Raw genomic sequence first — 12,678 nt, forward strand, 5'->3', positions numbered from 1 at the left:
GAAAAATGGCAGCTAAAGACGTAGTTTTCGGCGGCGAAGCCCGCGCCCGCATGGTCGAGGGTGTGAACATCCTGGCCAACGCCGTGAAAGTCACCCTGGGCCCCAAGGGCCGCAACGTGGTGCTCGAGCGCTCCTTCGGCGCCCCCACCGTGACCAAGGACGGTGTGTCCGTGGCCAAGGAAATCGAGCTCAAGGACAAGCTGCAGAACATGGGCGCCCAGCTCGTGAAGGAAGTGGCCTCCAAGACCTCCGACAACGCCGGTGACGGCACCACCACCGCCACCGTGCTGGCCCAGGCCATCGTGCGCGAAGGCAGCAAGTACGTGGCCGCCGGCCTGAACCCCATGGACCTCAAGCGCGGCATCGACAAGGCCGTCGCCGCCCTGGTGGAAGAGCTGAAGAAGTCGTCCAAGGCGACCACCACCAGCAAGGAAATCGCCCAGGTGGGCTCGATCTCCGCCAACTCCGACGAGTCGATCGGCAAGATCATTGCCGACGCGATGGACAAGGTCGGCAAAGAGGGCGTGATCACCGTGGAAGACGGCAAGTCGCTCGACAACGAACTCGATGTCGTGGAAGGCATGCAGTTCGACCGCGGCTACCTGTCGCCCTACTTCATCAACAACCCCGAAAAGCAGGCCGCCCTGCTGGACAACCCCTTCGTGCTGCTGTTCGACAAGAAGATCAGCAACATCCGTGACCTGCTGCCCACGCTGGAGCAAGTCGCCAAGGCCGGCCGTCCGCTGCTGATCATCGCCGAGGAAGTCGAAGGCGAAGCCCTCGCGACCCTGGTGGTCAACACCATCCGCGGCATCCTGAAGGTTGTGGCCGTCAAGGCGCCTGGCTTCGGCGACCGCCGCAAGGCCATGCTCGAAGACATCGCCATCCTCACCGGCGGCAAGGTCATCGCTGAAGAAGTGGGCCTGACGCTCGAGAAGGTGACCCTGGCCGACCTGGGCCAGGCCAAGCGCGTGGAAGTGGGCAAGGAAAACACCACCATCATCGACGGCGCTGGCGCCGCGGCCGACATCGAGGCCCGCGTCAAGCAGATCCGCATCCAGATCGAAGAAGCCACCAGCGACTACGACCGCGAGAAGCTGCAAGAGCGCGTGGCCAAGCTGGCCGGCGGTGTGGCCGTGATCAAGGTCGGTGCGGCCACCGAAGTCGAGATGAAAGAGAAGAAGGCCCGCGTGGAAGACGCGCTGCACGCCACGCGTGCCGCCGTTGAAGAAGGCGTGGTGGCCGGTGGTGGCGTGGCCCTGCTGCGCGCCAAGCAGGCCGTGGGCGACAAGCTCAAGGGCGACAACCCCGACCAGGACGCCGGCATCAAGCTGGTGCTCAAGGCGATCGAAGCGCCCCTGCGCGAGATCGTGGCCAACGCCGGTGGCGAGCCGTCCGTGGTGGTCAACGCCGTGCTGAACGGCAAGGGCAACTACGGCTTCAACGCCGCCAACGACACCTACGGCGACATGATCGAGATGGGCATCCTGGACCCGACCAAGGTGACCCGCACCGCGCTGCAGAACGCCGCCTCGGTGTCCTCGCTGCTGCTGACGACCGAAGCCATGGTCGCCGAAGCGCCGAAGGACGACGCTCCCGCCCCCGCCGGCGGCATGGGCGACATGGGTGGCATGGGCGGCATGGGCATGTAAGCCCCGCCCGGCTTCCCGGCCAACAAAAAACCCCGCGAGCGATCGCGGGGTTTTTTTATGGGCCACGCTCGCAAGCGGCGGGCTCAGACCATCAGCGCTTCGAGCTTGATCGCGTCGGCCACGAAGGCGCGAATGCCTTCGGCCAGCTTCTCGGTGGCCATCGCGTCTTCGTTGAGCGCGAAACGAAAGCCCGCCTCGTCGTAGGCCACCGCGGGCAGGTCGAGCGCGCGGGCCGCGTCGGCGTCGAGCGCACGCGCGAGCGGCGCCTCACTCGCGGCCAGTTGCGCGAGCAAGTCGGGGCTGATGGTGAGCAGGTCGCAACCCGCAAGCGCAACGATCTGGCCCACGTTGCGAAAGCTCGCGCCCATCACCTCGGTGCGGATGCCGTGGCGCTTGTAGTGCTCGAAGATGCGGCGCACCGAGCGCACGCCGGGGTCGTTCGCGCCCGCGTTGGCGGCCTCGTCCCACTGGGCGCCGGCCTGCTTCTTGTACCAGTCGTAAATGCGGCCCACGAAGGGCGAGATGAGCTGCACGCCCGCCTGGCCACAGGCCACGGCCTGGGCGAACGAGAACAGCAGCGTGAGGTTGGTGTGGATGCCTTCGCGCTCGAGCTGCTCGGCCGCGCGAATGCCTTCCCAGGTGGCCGCGACCTTGATCAGCACACGGCCGCTGTCCACGCCCTCGGCGCGGTAGAGCGCGATGAGTTCGCGCGCGCGTGCCAGCGTGGCCGCGGTGTCGAAGCTCAGGCGCGCATCGACCTCGGTCGACACCCGGCCCGGGATCAGGCTCAGGATCTCGCAGCCGAAGCGCACCAGCAGGCGGTTCATCAGCGCCACCTTGTCGGCGCTGCCGTGGCGCGCGATGGCCTGGGCCAGCAGCGGCGCGTACTCGGGCTTCTGCACCGCCTTGAGGATCAGCGAGGGGTTGGTGGTGGCGTCCTGCGGGGCATAGGCCGCCAGCTGCTTGAAGTCGCCGGTGTCGGCGACCACGGTGGTGAACTGTTTGAGCGCGTCGAGCTGGTTCATGGGCGCATTATCGCGACCCGCCGGTAATAAAATTTCAGCCCATTCGTCCACCGGGTTCCACGCCATGCTCGATCGCATCAAGGCCTCCCTGCCCTCGCTCGCCCCGGCCGAACAGCGCGTGGGCCGGCTGGTGCTGCAAGACCCGCGCAGCTTCGCGAGCCTGCCCGTGAGCGAGCTGGCCGAGCGCGCGCACGTGAGCAAACCCACGGTGGTGCGCTTTTGCCGCAGCATGGGCTACGACGGGCTGTCGGATTTCAAGCTCAAGCTCGCGGGCACGGTGAGCGAGGGCGTGCCCTTCATCCACCGCAGCGTGGACGCCGACGACAAGACCGGCGACGTGCTGGTGAAGGTGGTCGACAACACGGTGGCGGCCTTCCTCAAGTACCGCAACGACGCGTCGAGCCACGCGATCGAGCGCGCGGTGGACGCGCTCATGGCCTCGTGGAAATCGCGCGGCCGCATCGAGTTCTACGGCGCGGGCAACTCGGGCATCGTGGCGCACGACGCCCAGCACAAGTTCTTCCGGCTGGGCATCAACGCCGTGGCCTACAGCGACGGCCACATGCAGGTGATGGGTGCGTCGCTGCTGAGCGCGGGGGACTGTCTGGTGATCGTGTCGAACTCGGGCCGCACGCGCGACCTCATGGACGCGGCCGACATCGCGCGCAAGCACGGCGCCACGGTGATCACCATCACCACCAGCGGCTCGCCGATGGCGCAGGTGGGCCACATCCACCTCGCGGCCGACCACCCCGAGGGCTACGACCGCTACAGCCCCATGACCTCGCGGCTGCTGCACCTGATGGTGATCGACATCCTCGCCACCTGCCTGGCGCTGCGCATCGGCAGCACGCGGCTGCAGCCGCTGCTGCGCGAGATGAAGAACAACCTGCGCAGCAAACGCTACGCCTAGCGCCTCAGAGACGGCCTTCTTCGACGGCGTGGCACGCGATGCGGATGCCGCCCAGGGTCTGCAGCGCGGGGCGCTCGTTGCGGCAGCGCTCGTTGGCGTGCGGGCAGCGCGGGTTGAAGGCGCAGCCGCTGGGCGGGTTCAGCGGGTTGGGCACCTCGCCCTGCACCGGGGTGCGCGCGCGGCCCGTGTCGTGCATCTTGGGGATCGCGTCGAGCAGCATGCGCGTGTAAGGGTGGCGCGGCCGCTCGAACAGCGTGTGCTTGGGCGCGAGCTCCACCAGCCGGCCCAGGTACATCACGCCCACCTGGTCGCTCACGTGGCGCACCACGGCCAGGTTGTGGCTGATGAACAGGTAGGTCAGGCCGCGCTCGCGCTGCAGGTCCTTCATGATGTTGAGCACCTGCGCCTGCACCGACACGTCGAGTGCGCTGGTGGGCTCGTCGCAGACCAGGAAGTCGGGCTGCGTGGCCAGGGCGCGCGCGATCGAGATGCGCTGGCGCTGGCCGCCGCTGAACTGGTGCGGGTACTTCACGCGGTCGAGCGGGCTCAGGCCCACCGACTGCAGCAAGCTGTCCACGCGCTCGCGCAGCTTCACCGGGTCGGACTCGATCTGGTGCTCGCGCAGCGGCTCGGCAATGATGTCTTCCACACGCCAGCGCGGGTTCAGGCTCGCGTACGGGTCCTGGAAGATCATCTGGATGCGCCGGCGCAGCACGCGGCCTTCGGGCGTCTTGAACGCGGCGTGCGCGTCCTGGCGGTCGAACTCGAAGCCGCCGCGCGTGGGCTCGTACAGGCCCACGAGCAGCCGCGCCACGGTGCTCTTGCCGCAGCCGGACTCGCCCACCAGCGCCAGCGTCTGCCCGCGCGGGATGTCGAAGCTCACGCCGTCGACGGCGCGCAGCAGCTGGCGCGGCTTGCGCTCGATCACGCGGTTGAGCCAGGGCGGCGAGACGTCGAAGGTCTTGGCCAGGTCGGTGGCGCGCACCAGCGGGGTGTCGTCGTTCACGGCGGCGTTCACGGTGGCGTTCATGCAGCGGCTCCGCTCGAGAGCCAGCAGGCGGCGCGCGTGGCGCCCGCGTCCATGAGCTCGGGCCGCTCGGCGTGGCAGCGCTCGAACACGCGCTCGCAGCGCGGGTTGTAGGCGCAGCCCTTGGGGATGGCGTTCAGGCGCGGCATGGCGCCGTCGATCTGGTGCAGCCGCTCGCGGTCTTCGGTCATGTCGGGGATGCAGGCCATCAGGCCGCGGGTGTAGGGGTGGGCCGGGTGGTTGATCACCTCGTGCACCGGGCCGATCTCGGCGATGCGGCCCGCGTACATCACGGCCACGCGGTCACAGGTCTCGGCGATCACGCCCATGTCGTGCGTGATCAGCATGACGGCCGCGCCGCGCTGTTTGCAGATGGTCTTGAGCAGCGTGATGATCTGCGCCTGGATGGATACGTCGAGCGCGGTGGTGGGCTCGTCGGCCACGATCAGCTGCGGCTCGGCCGCGAGCGCCAGCGCGATCACCACGCGCTGGCGCATGCCGCCGGAGAACTGGTGCGGGAAGTGGTCGATGCGCTGCTCGGCCGCGGGGATGCCGGTGTCCTTGAGCAGCTGGATGGCGCGCTCGCGCGCCTCGGCCTGGCTCACCGGCAGGTGCGTGGTGATGGTCTCGATGAGCTGGCGGCCCACCGAGTACAGCGGGTTCAGCGAGGTCAGCGGGTCCTGGAAGATGGCGCCGATCTTGCGCCCGCGGATGCGGCGCATCTGCTCGTGCGGCAGGTGGTCGATGCGCTGGCCTTCGAGCAGCACCTGGCCCGAGGCGATGCGCCCCGGCGGCTCGAGCAGGCCGATGATGGAGGCGCCCGTGAGCGACTTGCCCGCGCCCGATTCGCCGACCACGCCCAGGATCTCGCCGGGCGCGATGTCGAAGGAGATGTCGTCGAGCGCGCGCAGCGTGCCGCGGCGCGTGGGGAACTCGACGACGAGGTTCTTGACTTGCAGAAGACTCATGTTCAACGGAGCCGGGGGTTCAGGGCGTCGCGCAGCCAGTCGCCCAGCAGGTTCACGCTCAGGGCGATGAGGATGAGCATCAGGCCCGGGAAAATGGTGATCCACCACTCGCCCGAGAACAGGTAGTCGTTGCCCACGCGGATGAGCGTGCCCAGCGAGGGCGAGGTGGGCGGCGCGCCCACGCCCAGGAAGGACAGCGTGGCCTCGGTGATGATGGCCGTGGCGACCTGGATGGTGGCCAGCACCAGCACCGGGCCGAGCACGTTGGGCAGCACGTGGCGGCCCATGATGCGCAGCGGCGCCACGCCGGTCACGCGCGCGGCCTGCACGTATTCCTTGTTGCGCTCGACCAGCGTGGAGCCGCGCACCGTGCGCGCGTACTGCACCCAGCCGGTGAGCGTGATGGAGATGATGAGCACGCCGAAGGCGAGCGTCTCGTGCGCGTTGGGAAACAGCGCACGCCCCACGCCGGCGATCAGCAGCGCGATCAGGATGGGCGGGAACGACAGCATCACGTCGCACAGGCGCATGAGGAAGGCGTCGATCCAGCCGCCCAGGAAACCCGCGAGCAGGCCCAGCGTGACGCCGATGAGCACCGACAGCACCACCGAGGCCAGGCCCACGGCCAGCGAGATGCGCGCGCCGTACATGAGCGCGGACAGGATGTCGCGGCCCTGGTCGTCGGTGCCGAGCGCGAACTGCGGGTTGCCGCCCTCCTGCCACATGGGGGGCAGGCGCGCGTTCATCAGGTCGAGCGTGGCAAGGTCGAAGGGGTTGTGCGGCGCCACCCAATGGGCAAACACCGCGCAGAAGATGCAGATGGCCGCGATCACCGCGGCCACGATGGCCGTCGGCGAGGTGCGGAAGCTGTAGCCGACATCGCTGTCGAATACCTTGTGCAGGAAGGCGATCACGTTGTGGTCCGTGGGACAGGGCATGCGCGGGCGGATGCGGCCGCGCCGGCCGGCATCCGCCCGATGGGGCGCGGGGTTTACTTCACCGAGAAGTAGCGGAAGGGCATGAAGTTGTCGGCCATCTGCACGAGGCTCACGTTGTTGGCCACGCCCCATGCCAGGGCCTGCTGGTGCAGCGGCAGGTGGCCGATGTCGTCCGAGTGGATCTTGAAGGCCTCGCGGATCATGGCGTCACGCTTGGACTTGTCGGTCTCGGCCTGGATCTTGTTGGTCAGCTCGTCGAGCTTGGGGTTGCAGTACGAACCGAGGTTGAACTGGCCCGCACCCGAATCGTCCACGCAGCGCATCAGGGCGTTGAGCGCGTTGTGCGCGTCGTAGGTGCCCGGCGTCCAGCCCAGCATGTAGAAGCTGGTGTCGCGGCGCAGGATCTTGGGGAAATAGGTGCCCTTGGTTTCGGCCTGCAGGTTGATCTTCACGCCGACGCGAGCGAGGTTGGCCGCAACCGCCTGGCACACGTTGCCGTCGTTGACGTAACGGTCGTTCGGGCAGTTCATGGCCACTTCGAAGCCGTTGGGGTAGCCGGCTTCCGCGAGCAGTTTCTTCGCGGCTTCGGGGTCGTAGGGCAGGCGGGTGTTCAGCGCGGGATCGAAGCCGGTGATGCCCGGGCCCACCATCAGCGCGGTGGGCGACGAGGCGCCGCGCATCACGGTGCGCTGGATGCCCTGGATGTCGATGGCCTGGTAGAAAGCCTGGCGCACGCGCTTGTCCTTGAAGGGGTTCTTGCCCTTCACGTTCGAGTACAGCAGCTCGTCGCGCTTCTGGTCCATGCCCAGGAAGATGGTGCGCAGCTCGGGGCCTTGCAGCACCTTGGACTTGCCGCTGCCGTTGATGCGCTGCACGTCCTGCAGCGGCACCGGCTCGATCACGTCGACCTGGCCCGAGAGCAGCGCGGCCACGCGCGTGGCGTCGTTGCCGATCGGCGTGTACTCCACGTTCACCACGTTGCCTTCGATCTTGCCCCAGTAGCTGCCGTTGCGCTGGAACGTGGTCTTCACGTTGGGCTGGCGCTCGCGCAGGCGGAACGGACCGGTGCCGTTGGCGCGGAACGAGGCCGCGTTCTCGATGCCCTTGCGGCGGTCCACGGGACGCGTGGCCTGGTTCTCCTCGCTCCACTTCTTGCTCATGATGTAGAGCAGCGAGAGCACGTCGGGCAGGATGGGGAACGGCGTCTTGGTCTCGATGTCGACCACGTGATCGTTGACCTTGCGCACCTCTTTCACGTCGTTGACGTAGCTCTTCATGTCCGAGCCCTCGCCCGCGGCACGCGCGAAGGTGAACAGCACATCGTCGGCGGTGAACGGCGTGCCGTCGTGGAACTGCACGCCCTTGCGCAGTTCGAAGCGCCACACCGTGGGCGAGGTCTGGCGCCAGCTCGTGGCCAGACCGGGGATCACCTTGAGGTTGCGGTCGCGCGCCACCAGCGGCTCGTAGACGTTGCCCGTGACGCTCAGCTGCAGCGATTCGTTGAGCGAATGCGGGTCCATCGACAGGGCATCGCCCTGGTTGCCGATGCGCACGGTCTGGGCCGAAGCCATGCCGACAGCGGTCATGGCCAACAAGGCGGCGGCGGTTTGGGTGAAGGTCATGCGTCGCTCCTGACAGGGTTGGGTGAAACGGGTGTGTGACGGAGGGTGGGCTGCGCCGCTTCTTCGGCGAGCGGCATGCCCTGTTCGACAAGGCCGGCGTGCAGCGCCGCACCCAGCGGCAGCACGTCGTCGTTGAAGTCGTAGCGGCTGTTGTGCAGGAAGCAGGCACCCACGCCGTTCTCGGCGCCCTGGCCCAGGCGCAGGTAGGCGCCGGGCTTGACCTGCAGCATGAAGGAAAAGTCTTCGGCACCCATGCTCGGGTCCATGTTGCGGTCCACGTGTTCGTGGCCCACGAGCTTTTGTGCCACCTCCATCGCGAAGCGGGCTTCGTCGCGCGTGTTGATGGTGGCCGGGTAGATGCGTTCGTAGTGCAGGTGCGCCGACGCGCCCAGGCCCAGGGCCACGCCCGAGCACACCTCGTGCAGGCGCTTCTCGACCATGGCCTGCACCTCGGGGTTGAAGGTGCGCACCGTGCCCACGAGCCGCGCGGTGCCCGGGATCACGCTGAACGCGCCGGGATCGCCGGCCTGCATGGCGCACAGGCTGATCACCGCGCTGTCGATCGCGCGCACGTTGCGCGACACGATGGTCTGCACCGCCGTGATGATGTGGGCCGCGACCACCACCGGGTCGACCGTGGCATAGGGATGCGCGCCATGGCCGCCCTTGCCCGTGATCTCGATGGTGATGCGGTCGGCCGCGGCCATCATGGGGCCGGGGTTGATGCCCACGGTGCCCGGGCGCATCTGCGGCCAGTTGTGCATGGCAAACACGGATTGCACCGGAAAGCGCTCGAACAGGCCGTCTTCGATCATGGCCTTGGCGCCCGCGAAGCCCTCCTCGCCGGGCTGGAAGATCAGCACCGCGGTGCCGTCGAAGTGGCGCGTCTCGGCCAGGTAGCGCGCGGCGCCCACCAGCATCGCGGTGTGCCCGTCGTGGCCGCAGCCGTGCATCATGCCGGGCTTGCTCGACTTCCAGGCGAAGTCGTTGTGCTCGGTCATGGGCAAGGCGTCCATGTCGGCGCGCAGGCCGATCATGCGGCCGCTGGCCGTGCTGCGGCCTCGCACCATGGCGACCACACCGGTCTTGCCGATGCCGGTGTGGATCTCGTCGACGCCGCAGACCTTGAGCGACTCGACCACGCGCTGGCTGGTGTAGCGCTCCTCGAAGCCCAGTTCGGGATGCGCATGCAGGTCGCGGCGCAATGCGGTGAGCTCGGGGTGGTAGGCCGCGATGTGCGCGAAGGCGCGGCCATGGGCCCGGATGCGCGAGGTGACGGCCATGTTCAGTGGCCCCCGGCCTTTTCGACGCGCAGCCGCGGATCGACCGCGAAATACAGCAGGTCGACGATCAGGTTGATCACCACGAAGATCAGCGCGATCAGGCACAGGTAAGCGGCCATCACCGGGATGTCGGCGAAGGTCACGGCCTGGATGAACAGCAGGCCCATGCCCGGCCACTGGAACACGGTCTCGGTGATGATGGCGAAGGCGATCAGGCCGCCAAGCTGCAGGCCCGTGATGGTCATCACCGGCACCAGCGTGTTCTTGAGCGCATGGCCGAAATGCACCGCGCGGTTGGTGAGGCCGCGCGCGCGCGCGAACTTGATGTAGTCGGTGCGCAGCACCTCGAGCATCTCGGCGCGCACCAGCCGCATGATCAGCGTGAGCTGGAAGATCGCCAGCGTGATCGCGGGCAGGGTGATGTGCAGCCAGCCCTTGGGCGTGAGCAGGCCGGTGCTCCACCAGCCCATTTGCACCACGTCGCCGCGGCCGAAGCTCGGGAACCAGCCCAGGTGCACCGCGAACACCAGGATCAGCAGGATGCCGATCAGGAACGTGGGCAGCGACACGCCGAGCAGCGAGATCGTCATGAACACCTGGCTCATGAAGGTGCCGCGCTTGAGCGCCGCGTACACGCCCATGGGGATGCCCACCACCAGCGCGAGCACGGCCGCCACCAGGGCCAGCTCCAGCGTGGCCGGAAAGCGCTCGGCGATCAGGCGCGAGACCTTGGCACCCTGGCGCAGGCTCAGGCCGAACTCGCCCTGCGCCGCGTTCATGAGGAAGTGCCAGAACTGGATGATGAAGGGCTTGTCCAGGCCGAGGTCGGCACGCAGGGCGCGCACCTGCTCGGGCGTCGCGTCCTGGCCCAGCAGGAACACCACCGGATCACCGACGTACTGGAACAGCATGAAGGCGATCAGGGCCACGCTGACCATCACGATCAGTGCCTGCACCAGCCGCCGAAGTATGAAAGCGAACATCGGATGAAAAAACAAGAAAGGGTCGCGCCATACCTGGGGCGACCCTTTGCGGTCGGAAACGCGGTCAGTTTACCTTGATGAGACGCCAATCCAGGCGGTTGTCCGCGCGGTGCACCACGTCGATGTTCTTCTTCATGGCCCAGGGAATGATCTGGTTGTGCAGGGGCAGGTGCGACACGTCGGAGTTCGACAGCGCCAGCGCCTCGTTGAGCAGGCGGTTGCGGATCAGCGGATCGGTCTCGGTCTTGGCGCGATCGATGATCTGGTCCATCTTGGGGTTGCTGTAGCGGCCCACGTTGTAGTTGCCGTCACCGCCCTGGCCCACGCTGCGCACCAGCGACTGCAGGCTGTAGAGCGCGTCGAAGGTGGGCACGCCCCAGCCCAGCATGTAGATGCTGGCCTCGTAACGCTGGATCATGGGGAAATAGGTGGACAGCGGCAGCGTGCGCAGCTTGGCCTTCACGCCCACGCGCGCCCACATCGCGGTCACGGCCTGGCAGATCGCCTCGTCGTTGATGTAGCGGTTGTTCGGGCAGGCGAAATCCACCTCGAAGCCGTCCTTGTAGCCGGCGTCGGCGAGCAGCTTCTGCGCGACGGCCACGTCGAACGGGTAGCGCTGGTGCACCGACTCGCTCCAGCCCGCCACCTGAGGTGCCACCAGCGCGCCGGTGGGCTGACCCAGGCCGCGCAGCGTGACACGGGCGATGGCGTTCATGTCGATCGCCTGGTACAGCGCCTTGCGCACGCGCACATCCTTGAGCGGGTTCTTGCCCTTGATGTTGCTGCCCACGAGTTCGTCGCGGTGCTGGTCCATGCCGAAGAAGATGGTGCGGTTTTCCACCCCGTCGATCACCTTGAGGTTGCCGTCCTGGCGCAGGCGCGGCAGGTCTTGCGGGCTCGGGTCGAGCACGAAATCGACTTCACCCGAGAGCAGCGCCGCCATGCGCGTGGCGGTGGCCTTCACGGGCGTGTACACGACCTCGTTCACGTTGCTGTCGCCGCTGCGGCCCCACCAGTTCGGGTTGCGCGTGAGCACCATCTTCTGGTCCGGCGCCCATTCCTTGAGCATGAAGGGACCGGTGCCCATGGCGTTGCGGTGTGCGAAGTTCTCGTCCTGCGTCTTGATGTCCTTGGGCGCCACCGAGTTGTTCTTCTCGGCCCAGGCCTTGCTCATCATGCGCAGCTCGGTGAGCTGGTTCACCAGCACCGGGTTGGGGCCCTTGGTGAAGATGTCGATCGTGTTGTTGTTGACCTTGACGATGCGGTCGATGCCTTGCACGTAGGGCGTGAAGTTCGAGGTGGGCGCCATGGCGCGCTGCAGCGAGAACACCGCGTCGTCGGCCGTGAAGGCCGAGCCGTCGTGAAACTTCACACCCGTGCGCAGCGTGATGCGCAACTGGGTCGGCGACACCTCGGTCCAGCCCGTGGCCAGCATCGGCTCGGGCTTGAAGGTGCGGCTGTTGTAGTACACGAGCGATTCATAGACCGAGGCATGGATACCGTTGGCCAGCGCGTTGTTCTGCGAATGGATGTCCCAGGTGGGGATGTCGCTGGCGCTGGTCCACTTGAAGGTCTTGCCCTGGGCCTGCACGGCGCCGGTCGTGATGGCCAGCGTGGCGGCCAGGATGACCGCGCGCAGCGGCGTGGAGATGGGTTTCATCGTTGACACCTGAAATAAGTGTGGGTGCCGGGACTATGCAACAAGCGTTCCTGCACCAGCGAGGGGAATTACCCGTATGGCTTGCGCCGGGGAAATGGCCTCTTTGGCGCGGCGGTTTTGGGTTGCGGGTGTTTCCGCGCACCGACCGGCATCTCAAACAAGCTTGCTTTCTTCGTGATGAAATACGAATGCTTAAGGCCTATATTTCCAACGCCCGATCGTCCGGATCGGGTTCTTCTGTCTTCAACCCAACCCACAGGGAGTGATCCATGAAACGCCAATTGATGGCCGTGCTGCTGTCGCTGTGCGCCGGCTTTGCCTTCGCCGCGGTCGATGTGAACAAGGCCAGCGCCACCGACCTCGACAGCATCAAAGGCATCGGTCCGGGCACGAGTGCCAAGATCATCGAACAGCGCAAAAGCGCCCCGTTCAAGAACTGGAACGACCTGATCGGGCGCGTGTCCGGCATCGGCGAAAAGCGCGCGGCCAAGCTGTCGCACCAAGGGCTCACGGTCAACGGTGAAGCCTACAAGCCAGCCGGTGCACCGGCACCGGCGAAGCCGAAATCTTGAAGCCATAAAAAAACCGCCCGGCAAGCCGGGCGGTT

11 protein-coding genes are annotated in these 12,678 nt (G+C 67.0%); 3 read left to right on the forward strand and 8 right to left on the reverse strand.

Translation table 11 applies throughout. From position 1 onward, the window contains the following. Window positions 1-5 precede the first annotated feature (5 nt). Entirely contained in the window at window positions 6-1,652 is a 1,647-nt protein-coding gene (gene groL, locus WDZ95_RS05140) for a chaperonin GroEL (RefSeq protein ID WP_166230342.1), read from the forward strand. An 83-nt stretch (window positions 1,653-1,735) separates the two neighbouring features. Here the strand turns inward: groL and tal are convergent, their stop codons facing one another. Further along, window positions 1,736-2,677, reverse strand: a complete 942-nt coding sequence (tal, locus tag WDZ95_RS05145; protein WP_425776699.1) for a transaldolase — start codon at window positions 2,675-2,677, stop codon at window positions 1,736-1,738. Between the two features lie 64 nt (window positions 2,678-2,741). Here tal and WDZ95_RS05150 point away from each other — a divergent pair, with 64 nt between their 5' ends. After that, on the forward strand, window positions 2,742-3,590 hold the full coding sequence (locus tag WDZ95_RS05150) for a MurR/RpiR family transcriptional regulator (RefSeq protein ID WP_425776701.1): 849 nt from the start codon (window positions 2,742-2,744) through the stop codon (window positions 3,588-3,590). A 4-nt stretch (window positions 3,591-3,594) separates the two neighbouring features. Here WDZ95_RS05150 and WDZ95_RS05155 read toward each other — a convergent pair whose 3' ends face one another. The 7 genes from WDZ95_RS05155 to WDZ95_RS05185 form a co-directional block, all read right to left on the reverse strand. Beyond that, window positions 3,595-4,620: an ABC transporter ATP-binding protein gene (locus WDZ95_RS05155; RefSeq protein WP_425776703.1), complete on the reverse strand. Its 1,026-nt coding sequence runs from the start codon at window positions 4,618-4,620 to the stop codon at window positions 3,595-3,597. Then, window positions 4,617-5,585, reverse strand: a complete 969-nt coding sequence (locus tag WDZ95_RS05160; protein ID WP_425776705.1) for an ABC transporter ATP-binding protein — start codon at window positions 5,583-5,585, stop codon at window positions 4,617-4,619. The genes WDZ95_RS05155 and WDZ95_RS05160 overlap by 4 nt, the downstream gene beginning before the upstream one ends. A 2-nt stretch (window positions 5,586-5,587) precedes the next feature. After that, the gene (locus tag WDZ95_RS05165; RefSeq protein WP_166230334.1) at window positions 5,588-6,523 is read right to left on the reverse strand and encodes an ABC transporter permease; all 936 of its coding nucleotides are present in this window, start codon (window positions 6,521-6,523) and stop codon (window positions 5,588-5,590) included. Between the two features lie 53 nt (window positions 6,524-6,576). After that, complete coding sequence (locus WDZ95_RS05170) at window positions 6,577-8,145, reverse strand: ABC transporter substrate-binding protein (RefSeq protein ID WP_425776707.1); 1,569 nt, start codon at window positions 8,143-8,145, stop codon at window positions 6,577-6,579. After that, a complete protein-coding gene (locus WDZ95_RS05175; RefSeq protein ID WP_425776709.1) occupies window positions 8,142-9,428 on the reverse strand; it encodes a M20 aminoacylase family protein in 1,287 nt (428 codons plus the stop codon). The genes WDZ95_RS05170 and WDZ95_RS05175 overlap by 4 nt, the downstream gene beginning before the upstream one ends. Window positions 9,429-9,430: 2 nt before the next feature. Then, the gene (locus tag WDZ95_RS05180; RefSeq protein ID WP_166230329.1) at window positions 9,431-10,411 is read right to left on the reverse strand and encodes an ABC transporter permease; all 981 of its coding nucleotides are present in this window, start codon (window positions 10,409-10,411) and stop codon (window positions 9,431-9,433) included. A gap of 64 nt (window positions 10,412-10,475) precedes the next feature. After that, window positions 10,476-12,071 carry an ABC transporter substrate-binding protein gene (locus WDZ95_RS05185; protein WP_425776712.1) on the reverse strand — a complete coding sequence of 532 codons (1,596 nt, stop codon included), beginning with the start codon at window positions 12,069-12,071 and terminating at the stop codon, window positions 10,476-10,478. Between the two features lie 284 nt (window positions 12,072-12,355). On the opposite strand from WDZ95_RS05185, the gene WDZ95_RS05190 reads away from it, so the two are divergent. Continuing rightward, the gene (locus WDZ95_RS05190) at window positions 12,356-12,643 is read left to right on the forward strand and encodes a ComEA family DNA-binding protein (protein WP_425776714.1); all 288 of its coding nucleotides are present in this window, start codon (window positions 12,356-12,358) and stop codon (window positions 12,641-12,643) included. The last annotated feature ends 35 nt before the right edge of the window (window positions 12,644-12,678 follow it).

The organism is Hydrogenophaga sp. T2, from assembly GCF_049843535.1.
GTDB lineage: Bacteria > Pseudomonadota > Gammaproteobacteria > Burkholderiales > Burkholderiaceae_C > Hydrogenophaga > Hydrogenophaga crocea.

Excerpts from the sequence above, each read along its gene's own strand:
- WDZ95_RS05180 (WP_166230329.1), bottom strand. The coding sequence starts at position 10,411 with ATGTTCGCTTTCATACTTCGGCGGCTGGTGCAGGCACTGATCGTGATG.
- WDZ95_RS05160 (WP_425776705.1), bottom strand. The coding sequence starts at position 5,585 with ATGAGTCTTCTGCAAGTCAAGAACCTCGTCGTCGAGTTCCCCACGCGC.
- tal (WP_425776699.1), bottom strand. The coding sequence starts at position 2,677 with ATGAACCAGCTCGACGCGCTCAAACAGTTCACCACCGTGGTCGCCGAC.
- WDZ95_RS05155 (WP_425776703.1), bottom strand. The coding sequence starts at position 4,620 with ATGAACGCCACCGTGAACGCCGCCGTGAACGACGACACCCCGCTGGTG.
- WDZ95_RS05165 (WP_166230334.1), bottom strand. The coding sequence starts at position 6,523 with ATGCCCTGTCCCACGGACCACAACGTGATCGCCTTCCTGCACAAGGTA.
- WDZ95_RS05170 (WP_425776707.1), bottom strand. The coding sequence starts at position 8,145 with ATGACCTTCACCCAAACCGCCGCCGCCTTGTTGGCCATGACCGCTGTC.
- WDZ95_RS05175 (WP_425776709.1), bottom strand. The coding sequence starts at position 9,428 with ATGGCCGTCACCTCGCGCATCCGGGCCCATGGCCGCGCCTTCGCGCAC.
- WDZ95_RS05150 (WP_425776701.1), top strand. The coding sequence starts at position 2,742 with ATGCTCGATCGCATCAAGGCCTCCCTGCCCTCGCTCGCCCCGGCCGAA.
- groL (WP_166230342.1), top strand. The coding sequence starts at position 6 with ATGGCAGCTAAAGACGTAGTTTTCGGCGGCGAAGCCCGCGCCCGCATG.
- WDZ95_RS05185 (WP_425776712.1), bottom strand. The coding sequence starts at position 12,071 with ATGAAACCCATCTCCACGCCGCTGCGCGCGGTCATCCTGGCCGCCACG.
- WDZ95_RS05190 (WP_425776714.1), top strand. The coding sequence starts at position 12,356 with ATGGCCGTGCTGCTGTCGCTGTGCGCCGGCTTTGCCTTCGCCGCGGTC.